Here is a 19297-nt window from a genome sequence, read left to right as displayed (position 1 = left end):
GACGGTTCCCTGCAACATGCGAGCCTGCAACGCCGAGGGCCCCCGGATCGCTCCGGGGGCCCCTTCGTGCGAGCGATGTGCGTCCGACCTACGGCAGTTACGGAGCGGTCACGCGGACCGTCATGTACTTGCCGCCATCGGGAGCAGCGCTGGTGCGGAGTACGGTCACCGTGGTGCCCGTGACCGGGGTGATCACGCTACCGGTCGGGTTGGTGGCGTCCCAGTACAACAGCGCGTCGTTGAACGTGGCCACCCCGGGCAGACTCGGGACCGGATACAACTTGCCGTTGTAGTGAAGCGGCAGCGAGTCCGTTGCCTCCAGGCCGAAGGTGGAGTCGTAGGTCTGGATGCGGTTGCGCCACAGCGTCTTGGTCTTGCCGATGCGCAGCGCTTTGGCGTGCGCGTCCACCGGCAGCGCGAAACCGTACCCCGGGTGCACGCTTGTGTTGTTGTCCGGCTGCGATGAGTCGCAGTACCAGACGAGCAGGCCGTCCTGGTACGGGAAGCGCTCGGCCCAGTTGACCTTCGCGTCCTTGCCCTTGAGGAAGCCCCAGTTATAGGCCTTGAGCAGCGCTACGTCGTAGCCCCAATACTGCCGGTACTCGGCCAGGTAGTAGTTCTCATACATGCCGCCCTCGTGACCGGTCGAGACTTTGAAGCCCTCGAAGGCCCATCCCGCAGCAACCTCGGCGCCGTCGAACGCCTGTCCGGTGATCGCGATGTCATCGGCCATGAACCCGACCTCGGCCACACCGCCGTCGGTGACGTACTGGAAGCCGAGAACCACATCTCCCACGTACGCCGACAGGTCGGCTGTCATCGGCACCCAGCCACCCGAGAAGCCGTCGATGCCGTTGGGCTCCACCGAGGAGTTCGAGAGGCTCGTGGGCACCGTATCCCATGTGCTCCCGCCGTCGGTCGAGACCCTTAGCGCCGCGTAATCGTAGCCTTCCTCGATGCCGTAGTTGACCATCGCGTCCAGGCTCGCGCCGGCCTCCAGCGTGAGGGCCTTCGTCATCTCGTTGCGCAGGTTATCGCCCTTGTCGCTGTAGTAGAAGTACGTCCCCGCGTACGGCGCGGCGATGTCCCACTCCACATTCTTGTCGGGCAGGTCCACGCGCAGCGCCTGGGCCTGCGAGGAGTTGTACTCCGCAGGGCCGATGACGACGGTTCCGGTCGCCCCCGGCACGGCCGTGGCGTAGTTCAGCCATCCGAGCTGCAGCTTCTCCCACGCGCCGAGGTGATCCGGCGCCGAGCCGAGGTCGTAGTCGACCTGCGAGAGCCACGAGCCGCTGTCCATCAGCGTCCAGAAGCTCGTGGCGTTGTCGCCGCCCGCGGTGTCGTAGAGATCGGGTAGGCCGAGGTCGTGCGTGTACTCGTGCGCGAACACGCCCACGCCACCGTTCTCCGGCTGGATCGTGTAGTCGCCGACCCAGTAGCTGCTGCTGCCGATCTGCACGCCGCCGAGAAGGTACTCCGGAGACGGTCCGACCTTACCGATGAGGCCGTAGTACGCGTACCAGCTGTGGCTCCAGATGGCCTCGTCGCCGAGCACGCCACCGCCGGCCTCTTCGCCTTCACCGGCATGGAGCGACTGGAAGTGGTCGATGTAGCCGTCAGACTCGGCAAAGACGCCATCGCCGTCCCAGTCGTACCGGTCGTACGTGTCGTACCGCGCGAGGTAGGCGTCGACCTCGGCGGAAGACATCCCGGAAGCGATCTGCTTCGCGTACCAGCCGTCGAGCGAGTCGTCGAGGAACAGCCACACGTTCTCCGAGGTATCCGGCGTGCCGTCGCCGTCGTCGTAGACGGTGTGGTCACCCGGTACGGCGACCCAGTCCTCGCACTCGCCGTCGATGGTGTAGCGCCCGCTCGACTGCTCAAGGAAGTACTCGGCCACCGAGTTCACGTCGGTGCCACGCGCGTACAGCATCGTGTTGTAGTACTCCGTGCCGAAGTCCTCGGTCCAGATCGTGGAGTTGTCCACGGTGCGGTCGGGCTCGAGGATGCTGTTGTGCGACAGATCGGAGAACTCGCCGGGGACCGTCCAGACCATGCCCGTGTCCTCGAGCGTAAGTTCCGCGAACTGCCCGGGCGCTACCTCGTAGACGTCGCCGGTGGCCATGCCGGAGGCTTTATCCTTGAGCGCGTTTGCCCTGAGGGCGGCCTTCTTGTCGCCGAGCGGATGCGCCTTCTTGTCGCTTCCGCGCTGTTTGACGGCGCCTTCATCACCGCCTCTGGCGACCACGCCGAAGGCGGGTGCGGCCATCGAAGCCACGAGCGCCGCCACGGTGACGAGAACGACAAAGCGAATCGAACGTCTCCCCATTGTGCCCCTCCCTATGCCGCAAACGCATGCCCCTGGTGCTGCAAACAACAGCCCCGATTGCACGTAAACGCTCGGGCGGCCGCGGCCGTTACCGTTGCGGGGTGGGTGCGCACCGTGCGCTCATCGTGTGTCGTTCATGCCCCACATGAAGCCGCGCGTCACAACGCGGCTGATGAGTTCTTGAGGGGTCATGCTGCCGCCGGGCGCAAGCTCGTTGCGCACGATGCCAAGCGCCTCCTCAAACGGCTCGGCCCCTTCGGCACTCACGGTGTGGAACACCAGGCGGTCGATGCCGGCCATCCCCGCCGCGAGCACCTGCAGAAGCGACATCACAACGCGGTCGCCGCCGAAGACGCCGCAGCCCCAGTAGCCGGTGTGCACGACGACCGGCGCCCCGGTGCAGATGCTCGCCGACTCGGCGACTGCAGCCGCAAAGCCCGTATAGGCCGTCACAAGGATGTGCGCGATCATCTCGCGCGTGTACATGCCCATGCCGTACGAGGGCGCCGCAAGCGCGATGAGGTTCGAGATGGTGGGCGGGTCGAGGCGCGTGGTGGCGCGGCGCACCGTCTCCTGCGATGCCGCCGAGAACTCGTTGCCGTAGAGGCCCCGCGGGCGTCCCTCGGCCTCGTTGCGGTCGGTCGCCACGTGACACCGACGCTCCACACCGGTGACGAGGACGGGTGTCGGGCCGCTGTCGTCCTCGGCAAGTGCGCGGTGCGTCCCCACGTGCAGGGACTCAACGAGCGATCCGAGCGCCGGGTGCTCGGCCGACTGCATCTCGTCTTGCGCGAACAGACCGGAGCCATATGCGTAGAAGAGCAGCGGATCGGCGAAGTTGACGTGCCACTCGAGCGCGCTCGGGTCCACAGGCGCGTAGTCGTAGATGGTGGGCCGGCTTTCGGCGATGCCCGCAGCGGCTGCCGGGTGCACGCGATCCGGGAGCGCCATGGCCGACCAGCGGGTGTAGCCGATCGTGCCGGCAGGCGTGCTGCCCTCAGGGCAGGCGCTCGTGTAGACAACCAGCTTGTTGGTATTGCGGAGCACCGGCGGGTGCTCGCTCACGAGGACGGCGGCGTCGAAGCTGAGGCGCTCGAGCGGTTCGGGGGTCGCGGGCATGCAGTCCTCCTTGGGTGACGTTACGAGCAGTCTACAACTGCGCGGCGGGAGACGCCTCTCGCGGTGCCTACTCGGCCCAGAATCCCCGGTCCGCCTCGCGAGCCTCGGCCTGGAGATCCTTGAGGACGTCCGTGTACTTCACGTTCGGCGGGTAGGTGTAGGCGTTGGCATAGCCATCGAGCACAAGCTGCGCGTTCAGCATGTGTGCGCGCACCTGGGCGGCATCGCCTGTCGTCGGCTCCTCAAGCCACACGTACGCCAGCAGCCGGCCGTACTCGTCGCGAAGCTCGGCATCGGTCTCGAGCCACACCGTCGTGCCCACGGGGATCGCGCCAGCGGTGTAGGCAGCAGCCTCCTCGCCGAAGGGCTCGGCGCGCTCACCCACCTCGGGCGTGTCGATGCCGATGAAGCGCACCTTCTCCTCGGCGCCGGTTGCGAGTCGGAAGCGCGCGGTGTCGCCGTCGGTGTGGCGGGTCACCTCGGCACGCGTCACCACAGGTGCCCCGGGCGCAGGCTCCTCGGACGGCGCGGGCAGGAGCGTGCATCCCGCCGCGAGCACCACGGCGAGCAAGAGGACGAGGGTCGAGGCGGCGCGCGTTCGCATGCGGCCATTGTAGCGGTGCGAGATCGCGACTACCGCAGGCGGGTATACCTAAGGAGCCGACGGAGGCCGTCTCGATGAGGGAGTGGACCATGCGCATCAGGACCATGGTGATCGTGCTCGTGCTTGCGCTCCTGCTCGCCGTGACCGCAGGCTGCAAGAAGGAGCCCACCGGCGAGCCCGACGTGGTGGGCACCACGCCAGCCGCCGAAGAGCCGGCCGAATCCGAGGAACCCACCCCCACGCCGCTCGCCGAACTGCCGCTCACGCTCGAGCCCGTGGCCTCCGCCTTCGACCAGCCGGTTTTCGTGACCGGCATCCCCGACGGCTCGGGCCGCCTGGTCGTGCTCGAGAAGTCCGGCCGTGCGTGGGTCCTCGAGGACGACGTACGCCTGGTCGAGCCGCTCCTCGATCTCTCAGGCGTGGTGAGCACGCAAAGCGAGCAGGGACTTCTCGGCATGGCGTTCTCCCCGCAGTTCGCCGAGGACCAGACGGTCTGGGTGAACTACACCCGCGGCGATGGCGCCACGATGATCTCGAGCTTCACGGTCACAGGCGACAAGGCCGACCCCGCATCCGAGCACGTGTGGCTCACCATCCCGCAGCCCTACGCGAACCACAACGGCGGGATGATCGCGTTCGGGCCCGACGGGATGCTCTACATCGGCATGGGCGACGGCGGAAGCGGCGGCGACCCGCAGGGCAACGGCCAGAACCCGGCAAGCCTGCTGGGTAAGATGCTGCGCATCGACGTGCTCCTCGATGGGAGCGCGAACGCGAGCACGCCGTACACCGCGCCGACCGACAACCCGTTCGTCAGCGAGCCTGGCTGGGCGCCGGAGATCTGGGCGCTCGGGCTGCGCAACCCGTGGCGGTTCAGCTTCGACCGGAAGACCGGCGACCTGTGGATCGGCGACGTGGGTCAGAACGCGTGGGAGGAGATCGACTTCCAGCCCGGCGCCTCGGCGGGCGGCGAGAACTACGGCTGGAGCACGTGGGAGGCGACCCACCCCTTCCCGCCGGAGGCATCGCCTTCGGCCGAAGGCTTCACGATGCCGGTGCTCGAGTACGACCGGCAGACCGGCACGTCGATCACGGGCGGCTACGTGTACCGCGGTTCCGCGCAGCCGGCGCTGTGGGGAACCTACTTCTACGCCGACTTCAGCTTTGGCCGGGTATGGGGCCTGCAGCGGGCGGCCGACGGAAGCGTTCAGACGCGCCTGCTCATCGACAACGACATGCTGATAGCGAGCTTCGGTGAGGACGAAGACGGCGAGCTGTACGTGGTCGACCTCAACGGCGGCGTGTACCGCATGCTGGGGCAGTAGCAGGCATATCCCTACTCCCCGACCGGCGTGCCCTTCACATAGGCGAAGCCGAGCCCACCGGACTGCTCGTTCTGCGACCACGTCTCAGGGTTCGAGTTCACCACCGTGTACGTTCCGGCCGGGATCTCTGCATCCGGATACGCGAACCACAGCGCGTTCGGCACGCCTCCCTGGCCTTCGTCGGCGGTGCACTCCCATGGACCGTAGACCGTGCCGTCCGCGGCCCTGAGCGCGAGGGTGCCGGGGCCGGGACTCCCCTCGCCGTCGCCGTAGTTGTACGAGTACATCTCGGTGATCATGTGCGGCGCATCGATCGTGAAGCTCGGCGGCGTGCCGCCACCGGTGACCACAAGGCCGTTGCCGATGTTGAGCAGGTACGTGGAGGGGAGGACCTTCACGTAGACGTAGTCCGAGGGGCCGTCCTTCGCCTTGCCCACGATCTTGTACTCCCCGGGATCCTCGGATGTGAAGGTAGTCGACTTGCCCGACTCGGGACTGCAGGAGCCGGTACCCGCGCCCGCCGATGGGGTGACTCTCCATGCCACTTCGATCGGCTGCCGATCGGACTTGGTGCGCCCCTCGTTGAGGCCTGGACCGAGTGTGTAGGCTTCCGCCGTGAGGGTGATGGTGCCCCCGGCCTCCACCTCCAGAGCGGACGCAGTGACCTCGATCTTGGCCTCGCTACTGGGTGAACACATGCATCCGCCAAGTGCGACAAGCGCGGTCACCGCGCACAGGATCGTGAACGCTGCCGCGATCCGCTTCACCCCCACGGCGATCGCCCCCTTTGCGCCGACTGTGTTGCCTGGTTCCTACCCGCCGAGGAAACACTTCTCTACATACGGCGACGTGAACGCCGCAAGCGTGGCGGCATAGTTGGGCACGAAGGCGATCGCGTCACCCAGACGCAGTGGCGCGGGCAGATCCTCCACGTCGAGCACGAGGTGGTCACTCGATGCGCCGAGCACGCGTACGCGCCGATCGACCGGCACGATGCCCTCGGGCACCACGTCCTGCCGCCCCATCGCGAGGATCGCGCGCAGGCGCTCGCCCTGGTCGAGGAAGACCGGCCGCTGCCCGAACGCGTCTTGTGCGCTCGTGCCGCGCGGCACCGACGGCTTCCGCAGACATTCGATCACCGGCGCGCTCAGGATGATCGCGTCAGTGTGGAGACCGAGAATCGGCTCGCGCGTGACCGTCGAGACGCCGAGCAGGATCGACTCGCCGATACGCAGACTGTCTATGCGCTCGGGCAGAATGCCGTCCACGAGCGCATCGAGCGAGCTCGACATGCCGCCGCTCACGTGAAGGCGCCGACCAAGCTGGGCTTCTGCAGTCCGTGTAAGCGTCACCAGTTCGCCGAGGTTCTCCGCATCCGGCACGATCGCGCCGTAGCAGGTGAGGCTCGTGCCGATGCCGTGAACCTCGATGTTCGGCAGGCCCTCGGCTACATCGAGGAACGCGGGCAGATCGGCGGGCATCATGCCCTCGCGCAGATCACCGAGGTCCACCATCGCCACGATGCGGTGCCGCTTGCCGAGCGCGCGCGCCGCAGCATCGAGCGCCCGCACCGTCTCGATCTCGCTCTCGAGCGAGACATCGATGAGGCGCACGGCTTCCTCGGCACGCGCAAGGCCCGGAGCGCGGAGCGACCAGAACTCGGCGATCACGCCCGCCTCACGCATGCGCGCGACGTTCTCGAGCCGGGAGTCGGCGATGCCTGCAGCGCCGCCGGCGAGCATCGCGCGCGCGACTTCGGGAGAACCGCACGTCACCTTCGTGACGCCGTAGACACCGCGTCCGCCGAGCGCATCGACCACGCGGCGCGTGTTCTCGGTGACCTTGGCGAGGTCGACGGTGACGGTGGCCTTCGCGGTCATGGCGGCTCCTCGGCGAGCGGGCTGCGCGTGCGCCACTATCGTACGCCAAGGGACTGCGGGCAGCCGCGACAAGCGACCTGGTGAAGGATAATGCGAGGCGGGGACTCCGCGCTTCGGCGCGAAGCCCCCGCCCGGTGGGCGCTCGGATCGACTAGGCGTCGATCGCGAGCAAAACGAGCAGCTCCTGAAGCGACCAGTAGATGCGGCGCTGGGCGATGGGGTCCATGACCCAGTCGTCCCCGTCCGGCTCACCGGTCTCGACCACGCCATCGACCTTCGGCAGCAGGTCGTTCACGATCTTTTCCTCGGCGCCGGTGATCGCGCCGCTGTCGATCTGCCTGAGAAGGACGTCCAGCTTCTTCGCATACGCGACGTCCATGTTCTTCCCGCGCAGGTCCCCGCGCTCGAGCGTGTACACGAAGTCCTGCAGGTCGGCGGTCTTGGCAAGCACCGTCGGGATCGGGTCGATGGCGCCATACACGACGACCTTGCCATCGCGGACGTACTCCCAGCCGGCTTCGAGTGTGTCGATATCGGTCGTGCCCGCAGGTAGCGGCTCTACTTTCACGACCGTGACGCACTTCGACGAGAAGCCCGCGTTGTGGTCGGTCGTGAGCTCGAGCTGGTCGAACGGCCAGATCACGTCCTGGATGAGCGACGTCGACGACTGGTCCGGAGGACCGGGGACGCGCTGCGGCGGTACCACGCGGAACGGACCCTCACCGTCGAGCTTGCCGCTCGCATTGAGAGCGCCCGGCGCAAGGTACTCGCCCTCGTACTTGTACGCAAGCAGCAGCCGCGCCCCGCCCTCGACCGGGATCGGGTCGCCGTTGACGCGCCCGGCGACCGAAGCCGCACTGTAATCGCACCAGCCGTACGCCGGGTTCGACGCTTTGTCCGCCTCGGCATCCCAGTAGAACGTCGACTGTGGGTAGATGCCCCGGACGTGGTAAAAGCCCGTCGTGGGATCGAGCGGATGCGTCACGCCGAAGCCGTCGGCGGCGAGTACCTGGATTCCGATCGCCGACGGCAGCATACCGGCGTCGCCGAGGACGTACTCCATGGGCACGCCTGTGTACTCAGCGTAGTAGTCGCCCGACTTGTGCGTGTTCATGAGCTGGAACTGCGTCTGCGACGGCATCGCTTCGACCTCGGCGAGCGTGTAGACCTTGTACGGCGCCTCGACTTTGGTCGGGTCGTCGTCCGCATCACCCGGATAGCGGATCGCCGCGATCTCGTCGATGTTGCTGTAGCCGTCACCGTCCGAGTCAAGCGCCTCGATAGCCACGACCGCGTTGGTGTCGCTGCCGGCATCGTGGTAGGCCTTGCCGTACGGGTTGAGCGTCTTGAGGATGTCGCCGTGCGCATCGTACCCATACGTGTAGTGACACCACTCGCACGTGCCGAGTGCCGCCTTGCCGACCTTCCCGCCGCAGTGGCACAGCGTGCAGGAGTCGAGCTTCGTACCTGCCGCTTCGGGATGTGCCACCAGGAAGTAGTCCGAGTCCATCTCGCCCGCATGGTGATACGCCGCCTCGGCACCCGGCGCGAGCACCGCGATCGCCCCCACCGACATCACGATCGCCAGCACGCCGAACACAGCCCAACGTTTGCGCATAGTGCGCCCCCTTCCCCAGACCGGCAGCAGCCGATCGCAAGCCACCTCCTCCGCGGAGGGTCTCCGGGTGCGCGCCAACGCGCCCGAGCGGGAAAAGGAAAGCCCTTCCCGCGTCGGGAAAGGCAGACCGGGGCACAACGCGCCCCTGTGGGTCCCCTTTCCAAACGGGAGGCCAGAGCGTTTCCACGTCTGACCCTATCGGCTCTACGACCCTGGGTTGGTTCCTGTAGGTCGCAGCGCTCGGAGACCGTTTGACCCTACTACCGGCGGCCGACTCGGTCAATGCCGCGGGCGGACTTCGCCGCGTGAGCCGACGTGCTCCGGGCAGGAGAAGGGGGCCCCGCGTGAGCGAGGCCCCCTCATGACGCGACGGCGGACCCGGCCGTCCTGCCGCCGCAGGGAGCGGGGCGGCGCGGTTGCAGGCGCAACCAGCACCACCACGTCTCCCGGGCGATGCCGACAATCCCGTTCAGGGAAGCAGAACGCCTTCCCCGCGCGGGAAAGGCGAATCCGGAGCGCCGGGGGCGCTCCTGCGATCTCCTTTCCAAGCGGGAGGCCAGCCGGTTTCCCTGCTGACCCTATCGGCCCTGCGACCGTGGAGCTCTTGCTCCCGTAGGTCGCAACGCTCGGAGACAGCTATCACGCTACTCCTGCTCTCAAGGACGGTCAACACGATGCGCGGCGTCATCGCGAGCGCATCACATTCGCTCGTGAACATCGGCACAAGCATGCATGAACATGGGTATGGACTGCATAGCGGCGTCTGACCCCGGCCGGTCGGCGTTCACGACCCCGGTTCTCGTGCGCCTCCGCACGGGCCTCCGTCGCCGCGGACTGCGGTCACACCACCACCCCATCCGGGGCGGTGTGCGGACTGTCGGCTGGTCTGAGGATCGGAGGAGCGATGAAGGGTAACTGGGGTGTAGCACTCATCGTCGATCTCACAAAGCGGGAGGTCGAGCGTCGGCCGATCCCGGACGAGTGGTTCCGCGACTACGTCGGTGGTGAGGGCACTGGCGTGCGCCTGTTCAACGATCTTGCCGACTACGGCGCCGACCCGCTCGCGCCGTCGCAGCCCGTGATCTTCGCGGTCGGCCCCCTGACCGGCACGCAGGCGCCGTCTTCGGGGCGCACGGTGCTCGTCTTCCACTCGTACACCAGCGGCGGCCTCGGCCTGGCCAACGTGGGCGGCCAGCTCTCCCCGCCCATCAAGAAGGCCGGCTATGACCTTGTGGCGTTCGTAGGCAAGGCGAGCAGCCCGGTCTACGTGGTGATCGATGACGATGACGTGCGGATCGTGGATGCCCCGGAGTTGTGGGGCAAGGGAGTTCGCGAGACCGAGGACACGCTCAAAGCCACGCTCGACGGCAAGGGCTGGCAGCTCGCCTCGATCGGCCCCGCCGGCGAGAACGGCGTGGCGTTCAGCTGCGTAGTCACCGACAAGGAGCGCGCAGCTGGCCGCGGTGGCGGCGGCGCAGCCATGGGCTCGAAGAACCTGAAGGCGATGGCCGTCCGTGGGACCAAGGACCTCCCGTTGGCCGACCTCGAGGGACTCAAGGAGATCGCCAAGGCGGCGCGCGAGGAGCTGCTGTCCGAGGAGTTCGTGAAAGACGAACTCAAGCCTTACGGCACGCCGAGCTTCTACGACTCGATCAGCGCGCTCGGACTGCTGCCTACGAAGAACTGGCAGCGCCAGGAGTGGCCGGAGTCGATCGACAAGATCGGCCACGCAGCGTACCACACGACCCTCGACGTGAAGCCGTACGCGTGCTCGGGCTGCCCGGTGGCGTGCGGCCGCAAGACGACCATCACTTCAGGCGAATGGGCCGGCGAAAGCGGTGGCGGACCCGAGTACGAGACGCTCGGCGCCTTCGGCTCGAAGTGCCTCGTCGACGACGTGAACGCCATCGCCAAGGCGAGCTACGTGTGCAACGACCTCGGCATGGACACCATCTCGGCCGGACAGGTGATCGCGATCGCGATGGAGTGGTGGGACCGGGGCATTATCACGGCCAGCGATACCGGCGGTCTCGAATACACGTGGGGCAACGGGACGATCTTCCCCGAGGTGCTCCGCCAGATGGCGTTTCGCGAGGGCTTCGGCGCTACGCTTGCCGAGGGCTCGAGGCGCGCTGCTGAGAAGATCGGCGGCGATGCCGGCAAGTACGTGATGGAGGTCAAGGGCCTCGAACTCGCAAGCTGCGGCGTTGCCGGGAGCAAGGGCGAGGCGGTCAGCCACGCGGTGTCGCCACGCGGCGCTGACCATCTGCGTCCGTATGCATCGGTCGTGGACGCGTTTGCCTACCGCAATGAGGAACTCGGTATCACCGAAGACGTCGACTTCCTCGATGACGGCAACAAGGCCTGGGTGAAGCCCTTCATGGAGCTCTCGATGGCCACCAATCAGCTGGGCGTGTGCCTGTTCACGGTCATCACGCTCGCCGTGCAGCCGTCCACCTGGGCCAAGCTGCTCACCGCGGCCACAGGTGAGGTGTGGACGAAGGAGGACCTGCTCCGTTCCGCCGAGCGGGTCATCGACCTCGAGCGCCTGATCAACGCCAAGTTCGGCTTCGATCGCTCGGACGACACGCTGCCAAAGCGGCTCCTGAGCGAACCGGCCGCAGACGGACGTGGCGCCGGGCAGGTCGTGGACCTCGACAAGGCGCTCGACAGCTTCTACACAGCGATGGGTTGGGACCTGAAGTCGGGGCTCCCCACAACCGAGACGCTCGAGCGGCTGCACCTGGCGGGAGTCGTGTAGCGCGGGTCACGCAGCACCGATCGGGACGGGTCGCCTTCGGGCGGCCCGTTCCCGTTCGCGGGAACCCTGCTGAAAGCCGCTAGATACCGATGCTCGCGCGCATGAGCGAGACGACCGCCTCGGCCGGGAAGCGCGCCGCGAGCGCACCGCACGCCGCGAAGACGTAGTGGCGGTCGAGGAGGATCCGCGCATCGGAGGGCGGAAGCAGGCGATCGGTGTCCGACGCGCCCGCGCGCGCCGCCTCGAGCAGCTCCTCGCCGTCGGGCAACCGCGTGAGCGCCCCACCCGTGCCGATGACGAACCGGCAGGCGGTGAGATCGCGACCGCGCGCTACGGTCTGCCGACCCTTCGGCGTATACAGGTGCGCCAGGCGTCCCGCGTGACGCTCGACCGCGACACGCGCGGCAGTCCGCGCGAGCGCCGAAGCAACTTCGATCTCCTCGGGCGTGCCGGGGATCGCGGGAGGAAGCAGGTGCATCTGGCCCGCTGGCGTCATCAGCTCGAGCACGTGCCGCGCGCTCACGTACGTGCCGAGGTCGCCTTCGACGGTGCGCTTGGCGTGCGGCTGCGGGTCGGTGGCGATCGCCGCGATCTCAGGCGAGCCGTCGGTGATCGAGTGCACGTCGGTGGTGGCGCCCCCCACGTCGATCACGACGAGGTCGCCCAGCATCTCGGCGAGCAACTCGGCGGACACGAGCACCGCCCCCGGCGTGGGCAGGATCGGGCCGCTGACGAACTCACCGATCCGCTCCATGCCCGGCGCATGGGTGATGTGCTCCTCGAACGCGTCGTGGATGGAGTGACGGGCCGGGACGATGTCGAGCTCATCCACGCCCGGATACACGTTGCTCGTGACGCGGACGCGGAAGTGAGCCGCCTCGAGCGTGGCGCGGGCTTCATCGGCGGCCGCCGAGTTGCCGGCGTAGATCACGATCGGACGCGACTTAAGGTCCTTCAGGCGCCGGGCGTTGTAGACCACCACGTCGCTGTCTCCGCCCTCCACGCCGCCGGCAAGCAGGATGAGACCCGGCCGCGCGCGGTCGATCGCCTCAAGGTCGTGGTCGCGGAGCCTGCCGGCCGTCTGGAACTCGACAACGCCACCGGCGCCGAGCGCCGCTTCGCGCGCAGCCATCGCGGTCATCTTCTGCGTGAGGCCGTGAACCGTCATGCGCAGACCGCCCGCCGCCGAGGAGGTGGCAAGCGTGACATCAGGCTCGAGCGGACCGGTCGTCTTCTCGAGCGAGACACGCGCGGCCTCTACGCCCACGCCCACGTCGCCTGCGGCCACGCTCGTGGGCGCGAAGCCCTGCCCGACGAGGCGCAGTGGGCGAACGGAACCCTCGGACAGGCCTTCGAACGCCGAGACCACCGTGGTGGTCGAGCCGATCTCAGCAACGAGTGCGTCTACCTGGCGGGGTTCGGGCATCGGCTCCTACCTCTACTCTGCGGAGGCGGCGGAATCCGCCTGGGGCGGCGTTCGCCATCCGCGAAGCGTCTCTCCGTAGCTGCCGCCGCAGCGCTGATCGATCTCGGCGATCACCAGGTCGACCGCCTGCTCGCCGATCTCGGGCCTCGGCAGAGTCTGTGCGTGCTCGAGTGCGGCCTCCAGTTGCGCGATCACGTCCGCAACCGGCTTCCCCTCCCGCGCCAGCACGTACCCGCGCCGCGCACGGACGCCGGTCACGCCCGGCTGATCGCCGTTGCTCTCGGCAACCGCTTCGGCGGCGTCGAGTTCAGTGGAGGCGGCCTCGAAGTCACGGGAATCCGCGAGCATGAGTGCGTTCAGTCCGCGCGCCCGGCATTCGACCGTCGGGTTCGGGACAGCTTCGAGCGCCTCGAGCGCCTTGTTCAGCCGACTGGCAGCCTCATCATCCATTCCTCGGTCGCGTAGCCACTGCGCATGCGCGTGGTACACCTCGGCCAGCCGGTCGGTCGCCTTCGCGCTGTTGTAGTGGCTCGCAGCCTCGGAGAATGTGAGGTCGGTGGCGGGACTCGGCGTGAGCGCGCCGAGCACCTGCGCCTGCAAGAAGATGCACTCGCCGAGCGCGAGCTCGTCTGCCCGCTCGCGCAGGATGGGTTCCTCCTCCTGCCACGCCTCGACTGCGGCGTCGCCCAGGCCCACGCGCCGCAGCGCAAGCCCGTGGCGGTGAAGGGCGTCGGCAAGCCGGTCGGAATCCTCGAGATAGCGAAACGCGTTCGCTGCCTCGCCGAAGCAGTCGCACGCGTGAGTGTCGTCACCAACGCGCAGATACGCTCGCCCGAGGGTCATGGTCACCCTGCCGACGAGGTCCGCATCCTTGGCCTCTTCGGCGATGTCGAACGCCTTCCAGTAGAGATCGAACGCGCCGTCTGTGTCCCCTTCGCGCTCGAGTAAGACGCCGCGATTGAGGTGGACGATGACCAGCGGCTCGCGCAGACCGGCCTCGGTCGCCAGGCGCTCGGCCTCCTCGAAGTGCGCGGTCGCCTCATCCGGCCGTCCCATCCCCACGAGCGCAGTGCCGGTGTTGAGATGCGCGTCGGCGCTTTCGGCGGCGTCGTCGACCACGTAGGGCAGGTACTCCTCGTACACGGCAAGGGCCTCGGCATGCTGGCCCATCGTGCTGTACGCCACGCCGAGGTTGCTCAGCGCCACGCGAAGGTGCTCGATATCCTCCGCCTCCCGCGCCATCTGCGCGCCCTCCGAGTAGAGCGTGATCGCTCCGGCCATCTCGCCGGCGTACCACAGCGCCCAGCCGCGGTTGATGTGCGCCCCGATCGCAATCGAGGTGAGGCCCGCATCGGCTGCCACCTTCTCGGCTTCCTTCAGCGACGCGATGGCTGCGATGCGCTCGCCGGCCTCGGCCTGCGCGATCCCACGATCTATGAGCGCGCGAGCGCGGATGGCGGAATCGGGGTTGTTCACATCGAAGTCGTCGTTGCTGGTCATGGGTCGCCTCCGCGCAGAAGATGCTTCGTTACAGTTCGCGTGCGCGCATTTCGCGCACCACGAAGCTTGCCACATCGATGCCCTTCGTGCGCCTGCCAAAGCCGGCGTCCATGCCGCTCGCGCACGCGATCTCGTCGGTGACCTGCGTGCCTCCGGCGATCAGCAGCAGCCGGTCGCGCACGCCCTTCTCCTCGGCCAGGTCGGTGAGCTTCTCCATCATCTCGCGATGCACGTCGCCGTGGCTGATGATCGTGGAGATGAGCACCACGGTGGCTGCGTGCTCGATGGCGGCGTCGAGCACCTTCTCGATGGGCACGCTCGTGCCGAGGTAGGTCACGGCGAAGCCCCACTTCTCCAGGCCGCCGTGCTTGATGTCGATGATCTCGCGCATGCCCACCGAGTGCTCGTCCTCGCCCACGGTGGCCGCCACGCAACGGATGTTGCGCTCGTGGACGAAGTCGCGGATCTCGTCGTCGGTGAGCACTTCGGGCGGCTCCGGGATCTCGAGGGTGGCCGGATCGATCGCCACCTCGAGGCGGCCCTTGAGCTCGATCAGCGTGCCTTCGGCGGGATGCATCACGCGCTTGTGGATGACCTCGCAGTCCTCGAGGTTCATCGCACGGCCGAGCTCGAGCGCGGCGGCCTCGGCGATCGCTTCGGCGGCCGGCAGGAACATCGTGACCGCCACGATGCCGTCTCCAGCCCACTCCACCTCGGGCGTGATAAGGCCCGCGCTGCGCGCTTCTGCGGTCTGCGTAAGTCGCTCGGCGGCGTTGTCGGTGGGGTCGAGCTCATCGATGAACGGGATCTTCGTATCGTCGCAGAACGTGCAGCCGCCCATGAGCGCGCACGGCGCCTGTTCGCCGAACGTACGCCCCCGGTACCCGACAGGCAGGTTGTTCCGGCCGAAGTGGTGACAGACCGGTGCCACGTAGTCGTCCGCCCGCGGCACGATCGAGCCTGCGGCCACGCCACCGGCGCTGTCGCGCCCGATACCGTCGTCGTTGGTTTCGGGATACTCGCCGCTGTCCACGAAGTACGCCTTCTCCACGCCGGCGAAGTAGCCGCCGTCTTCGAGCATCGCCTCGAGGAAGAGCACCGCGCGCTCCTTGAGTTCGCGTACGCGCGCTTTGAGCTCCGGGTTCTCGCGATCGACTCGCACCATCTCGCGCAGGCCGTCCATCCCCACGAGCGACTGCTTGGCGGTATCCACTGCGGCCACGTTGTTGTAGTGCCACGGGACGTTGCGGCCCTCGTCCGGGGTTATCGTTGACTGGATATCCGCACTGGTGAGCCGCGAGATCAGCAGGTTCATCACGTGGGAGACGGTCGCGTCCCGGCCGTCGGACTCCATGTAGCGCGTGTTCTGTTGCGCCCGCATCTTGTATCGGCCGAACAGGTCCCGGAGCGCGATCGCGTACGGCAGGTCCATGCGCATACACGGTGCCGGCGCAGCATCCGGCGGCACAGTGGAAAGCGCGATCAGCTCGGCGGGCATGCCGACTGCCTCTGAGTACGCGCAGTTGATGGCGTGCTGCACCAGCAGCTCGGGCATGACCTTCCACGCCTTCACCGCCGTGGCGTTCGCGTTGTGCGCGCCGTCGATCTGCAGGATGCCCGCCGCCGCCATGATGTGCTTGGCCACCGCGGCATCCACGAACGAGCGATACATGTTGATGTTGCGGTAGAGCACGTTGTACTGCGGGTCCTGGTGGGCGCCGTTCACGCCCTCCTCGGCGAACATCACGGCGATCTCGGGACCCGCCACGCCGCTCACGTAGGAGTGGAAGTTGATCGGGCGACCGACCTCGTCCTCGATGAGGTCGAGAGCCCGGCGCGAGAGGCGCACCTGCTTGCGCGTGACCGCGATGCCGCCCACACCCTCGGGCGTGCCCTCGATCAGGCCGTCCATGTGGCTCTGACCCGCCGTGCGGATGACCATGATGTGGTCGGCGCCGTGCCAGGCCGCCATGCGCATGCGGCGGATGTCGTCTTCAGGGCGGCCCGAGGCGATCTCGGTCGTGATCACGCAGTCAGGCTGCGGGTCGATGTTCTCGAAGTAGTGTGCCGCCGGGAGCGGCACGCTGCGCTCGAGCGGCTCGGCCGTCTCGTGGTAGGTGAACTCGTAGGCGTGCTGTCCGGGCACGAGTGTTCGCCACGTCCAGCCCTCGCGCCGCGGGCGGTACTCCGCGAGCCCCTCGAGCAGCGCGGCGACGTCGAGCTTCTCGTCGGACCTCAGCGGGGGATCGCTGAGCGGCTTGCCGAAGCGGGGGTCCTGCTCGCTCATCGCGTGCCACCCCACTTCGCCTCGGCGAGGTCCCATCCGTCGCCAGCCGCGAGGCGGGCTGCGGCTGCGGGCGCATCCACGTCCCACTCGCCCATCGCCAGGAGCAGCACGTGACCGGCACCATGGCCGAGGAACCCGCGCACCTCGCATTCGGCCACCACGGCCTTGCAGGTGACCGAGTCGATGCCCATGCGCATGAGCACGCTTCGTTCGATCGATGGCGAGGTGTGCGTGCGCGCGAGATCCACGAGCGGATCGACGCACTGCTTCGCGAGGTCCCAGAAGCGCGCCTCGAGTTCGGCGTCAGAGAGGCCGACCAGATGCTTCCGGGCCTCGTCAAACGTGTCTTCGCGCGCCATCGTGGTCCTCCCGCGTCGACTTATGCACAACAAGGTACGTTTCATGCAAGCATAGCGCAGACATCGGTTCGTCGGGTGGTACTATCAAAGCAGATTGTAACCGCGCGATACGATTTGGCGGGGACTCCATGCGACACACTACGCGAGCCGCAACGCTGCGATGGATTGCAGCTGCCGTGGTTTCTGCGCTCGTCGTGACCCTCGTCGGTGGAGTCTGGCTCTATCGCGAGCAGGAACGCACACTGCGCGCTCAGGCCGAGAACGAACTCGAGACGATCGCGGAGCTCAAGTCGGCGGAGATCGCCCGTTGGCGAGGCGAGCGTCTCGCTGACGCCGATCGCCTCGCAGCCGCACCCGGTGCACGCGAATTGGTGATCCACTGGCTCGCGGAACCCTCGGATGAGAACCTCGAACCGGTCGTGCAGACGCTGCGGTCGCTTCGGCACGACGACCGATACGCGGACGTCATGCTCGTCAGCACCGAAGGCGAGATGCTCGTCGCCGCCTCCGGCGATGCGATCGAACTTCAGCCTGACGCCCTCAAGTCCCTCCGGGAGGCACTGGCGTCGGGCGAGCCGGTGTTGAGCGAGCTTCACGGCGACGAGTCGGGCCACGACCCCCATCTCGACGTGCTCACGCCCATCAGCGCCTCCGACGAGCCTGACGCTCAGGCCATCGCGGCGGTCCTCCTGCGCATCGACGTCGACCAGTTCCTGTTCCCGCTGATCCAGAGCTGGCCGACCCCAAGCGAGACTGCCGAGACGCTGCTCGTGGAGCGTGAAGGCGATGACGTGCTCTTCCTGAACGACCTGCGGCATGCCGACGACACCGCCCTCGAGCTCCGCGAGCCGCTCGACAGCACGGACAGGCCGGCAGTCAAGGCGGTGCTTGGCGAGCGTGGCATCGTGGAAGGTCCGGACTATCGCGGACGTGAGGTCCTCGCGTACATCTCGGAGATTCCCGAAACGCCATGGCTCATGATCTCGAAGGTGGACGTGGCCGAGGCGTTCGCCGCCTGGCAGGTGCGGTCGCGGTATATCATCGGTCTCGTGGTCATCATGGCCGGTCTCGTGCTGGCGGCCCCTGCGCTGGTCGTTCAGCGCATGCACGCCTCGGAGATCAAGCGCGACAACGAGCGGCTTGAAGAGCTGGTGGCCGAGCGCACCGCCGACCTGCACCAGATCGCCGACGAACTGGCGATCTCGAACGAGCGGCTCGAGGCCACGGTGGAGGAACTGCAGTCCACCAACGAGGAGCTTCAGGCGACCTCGGAGGAACTGATGGCCACCACCGAGGAGCTGCAGCAGATGAACGACGAGCTGCAGTACACGGGCGAGGAGCTTGCCACCGCGAACGAGGGACTCGCAGCCGCGAGCGACGCCAAATCCCGGTTTCTTCGGTCGGTCAGCCACGAGTTCCGCACGCCGCTGAACTCCATCATCGGCTTCTCCGGTCTTATGAGCAAAGGCCTCGCTGGAGACGTGAACTCCGAACAGCGCCATCAGCTCGAGCTGATCGAGCGGTCCGGCCAACACCTGCTCGCGCTCATCAACGATGTGCTCGACCTCTCGCGCATCGAGGCGGGCCAGGTGCAGCTGGAGATCCACAGAACCGACCTCAACGAACTTGTCTCAGCGCTGGTCGAATCGATGAGACCCGATGCGGAGCGCAAGGGCCTCGACTTCATCTTCAAGCCCGCCGATGACCTTCCCGCCGCCAGGTCGTACCGCTCGGACGCCCGCCGGATTCGGCAGATCGTACTGAACCTGCTCGGCAACGCGGCGAAGTTCACCGAGACAGGCAGTGTAACGGCGCGGGTCTTCCGTCACTCACCCGGGATGATCGGGATCAGCATCGAGGACACGGGTCCGGGAATCCCCGAGGAGGACCGCGAGCGCGTCTTCGACGAATTCGTGCAGAGTTCGCACGTGTCCGGCTCGGCGCAGCTCGGCACCGGACTCGGTCTGGCTATCTCGGCGAACCTTGCACGGCTGCTGGGCGGAACGCTGACCGTGGAGAGCACGGTCGGTCGCGGTTCCACGTTCACGCTCGTGCTTCCCGAACGCCCCGACCTCCCCCACTGATCCGG

General features: G+C 67.4%; 13 protein-coding genes and 2 riboswitches. Of the genes, 3 read left to right on the top strand and 10 right to left on the bottom strand.

Translation table 11 applies throughout. The features are described 5' to 3' along the window. Positions 1-97: 97 nt before the first annotated feature. From Q7W51_11075 to Q7W51_11065, 3 genes are all read right to left on the bottom strand, one after another. Positions 98-2329, bottom strand: a complete 2232-nt coding sequence (locus Q7W51_11075) for an immune inhibitor A (GenBank protein ID MDO8848914.1) — start codon at positions 2327-2329, stop codon at positions 98-100. A 120-nt stretch (positions 2330-2449) separates the two neighbouring features. After that, entirely contained in the window at positions 2450-3448 is a 999-nt protein-coding gene (locus tag Q7W51_11070) for a hypothetical protein (GenBank protein ID MDO8848913.1), read from the bottom strand. Positions 3449-3515: 67 nt separating this feature from the next. Then, positions 3516-4052, bottom strand: coding sequence for a thermonuclease family protein (locus tag Q7W51_11065; protein MDO8848912.1), 537 nt, complete (start codon positions 4050-4052; stop codon positions 3516-3518). A 74-nt stretch (positions 4053-4126) separates the two neighbouring features. On the opposite strand from Q7W51_11065, the gene Q7W51_11060 reads away from it, so the two are divergent. After that, positions 4127-5377 carry a PQQ-dependent sugar dehydrogenase gene (locus Q7W51_11060; protein ID MDO8848911.1) on the top strand — a complete coding sequence of 417 codons (1251 nt, stop codon included), beginning with the start codon at positions 4127-4129 and terminating at the stop codon, positions 5375-5377. A gap of 11 nt (positions 5378-5388) precedes the next feature. Here the strand turns inward: Q7W51_11060 and Q7W51_11055 are convergent, their stop codons facing one another. From Q7W51_11055 to Q7W51_11045, 3 genes are all read right to left on the bottom strand, one after another. Further along, positions 5389-6150, bottom strand: coding sequence for a hypothetical protein (locus Q7W51_11055; GenBank protein MDO8848910.1), 762 nt, complete (start codon positions 6148-6150; stop codon positions 5389-5391). Between the two features lie 39 nt (positions 6151-6189). Continuing rightward, positions 6190-7257 (bottom strand): alanine/ornithine racemase family PLP-dependent enzyme, encoded by a 1068-nt coding sequence (locus Q7W51_11050; GenBank protein MDO8848909.1) that lies wholly within the window; start codon positions 7255-7257, stop codon positions 6190-6192. A gap of 151 nt (positions 7258-7408) precedes the next feature. Next, complete coding sequence (locus Q7W51_11045; protein ID MDO8848908.1) at positions 7409-8875, bottom strand: GEGP motif-containing diheme protein; 1467 nt, start codon at positions 8873-8875, stop codon at positions 7409-7411. Between the two features lie 137 nt (positions 8876-9012). Next, positions 9013-9133, bottom strand: a riboswitch (molybdenum cofactor riboswitch). Positions 9134-9396: 263 nt separating this feature from the next. Next, a riboswitch (molybdenum cofactor riboswitch) is annotated at positions 9397-9519 on the bottom strand. 260 nt (positions 9520-9779) lie between these two features. On the opposite strand from Q7W51_11045, the gene Q7W51_11040 reads away from it, so the two are divergent. Beyond that, positions 9780-11636: an aldehyde ferredoxin oxidoreductase family protein gene (locus tag Q7W51_11040; protein ID MDO8848907.1), complete on the top strand. Its 1857-nt coding sequence runs from the start codon at positions 9780-9782 to the stop codon at positions 11634-11636. A gap of 79 nt (positions 11637-11715) precedes the next feature. Here the strand turns inward: Q7W51_11040 and Q7W51_11035 are convergent, their stop codons facing one another. Genes Q7W51_11035 through oraS form a run of 4 tightly spaced genes read right to left on the bottom strand, consistent with a single transcriptional unit; the run spans position 11716 to position 17208 of the window. Continuing rightward, positions 11716-13062, bottom strand: a complete 1347-nt coding sequence (locus Q7W51_11035; GenBank protein ID MDO8848906.1) for a glutamate mutase L — start codon at positions 13060-13062, stop codon at positions 11716-11718. A 12-nt stretch (positions 13063-13074) separates the two neighbouring features. Further along, positions 13075-14562 carry a tetratricopeptide repeat protein gene (locus tag Q7W51_11030; GenBank protein ID MDO8848905.1) on the bottom strand — a complete coding sequence of 496 codons (1488 nt, stop codon included), beginning with the start codon at positions 14560-14562 and terminating at the stop codon, positions 13075-13077. Positions 14563-14590: 28 nt separating this feature from the next. Further along, the gene (gene oraE, locus Q7W51_11025; GenBank protein ID MDO8848904.1) at positions 14591-16849 is read right to left on the bottom strand and encodes a D-ornithine 4,5-aminomutase subunit OraE; all 2259 of its coding nucleotides are present in this window, start codon (positions 16847-16849) and stop codon (positions 14591-14593) included. Further along, on the bottom strand, positions 16846-17208 hold the full coding sequence (gene oraS, locus Q7W51_11020; protein ID MDO8848903.1) for a D-ornithine 4,5-aminomutase subunit OraS: 363 nt from the start codon (positions 17206-17208) through the stop codon (positions 16846-16848). Before oraS ends, oraE begins: the two co-directional genes overlap by 4 nt. 176 nt (positions 17209-17384) lie before the next feature. On the opposite strand from oraS, the gene Q7W51_11015 reads away from it, so the two are divergent. Further along, a complete protein-coding gene (locus tag Q7W51_11015) occupies positions 17385-19292 on the top strand; it encodes an ATP-binding protein (protein MDO8848902.1) in 1908 nt (635 codons plus the stop codon). The last annotated feature ends 5 nt before the right edge of the window (positions 19293-19297 follow it).

The organism is Coriobacteriia bacterium, from assembly GCA_030652115.1.
Taxonomy (GTDB): domain Bacteria; phylum Actinomycetota; class Coriobacteriia; order Anaerosomatales; family Anaerosomataceae; genus UBA6100.
This window is presented reverse-complemented; position numbering and strand designations above follow the sequence as displayed.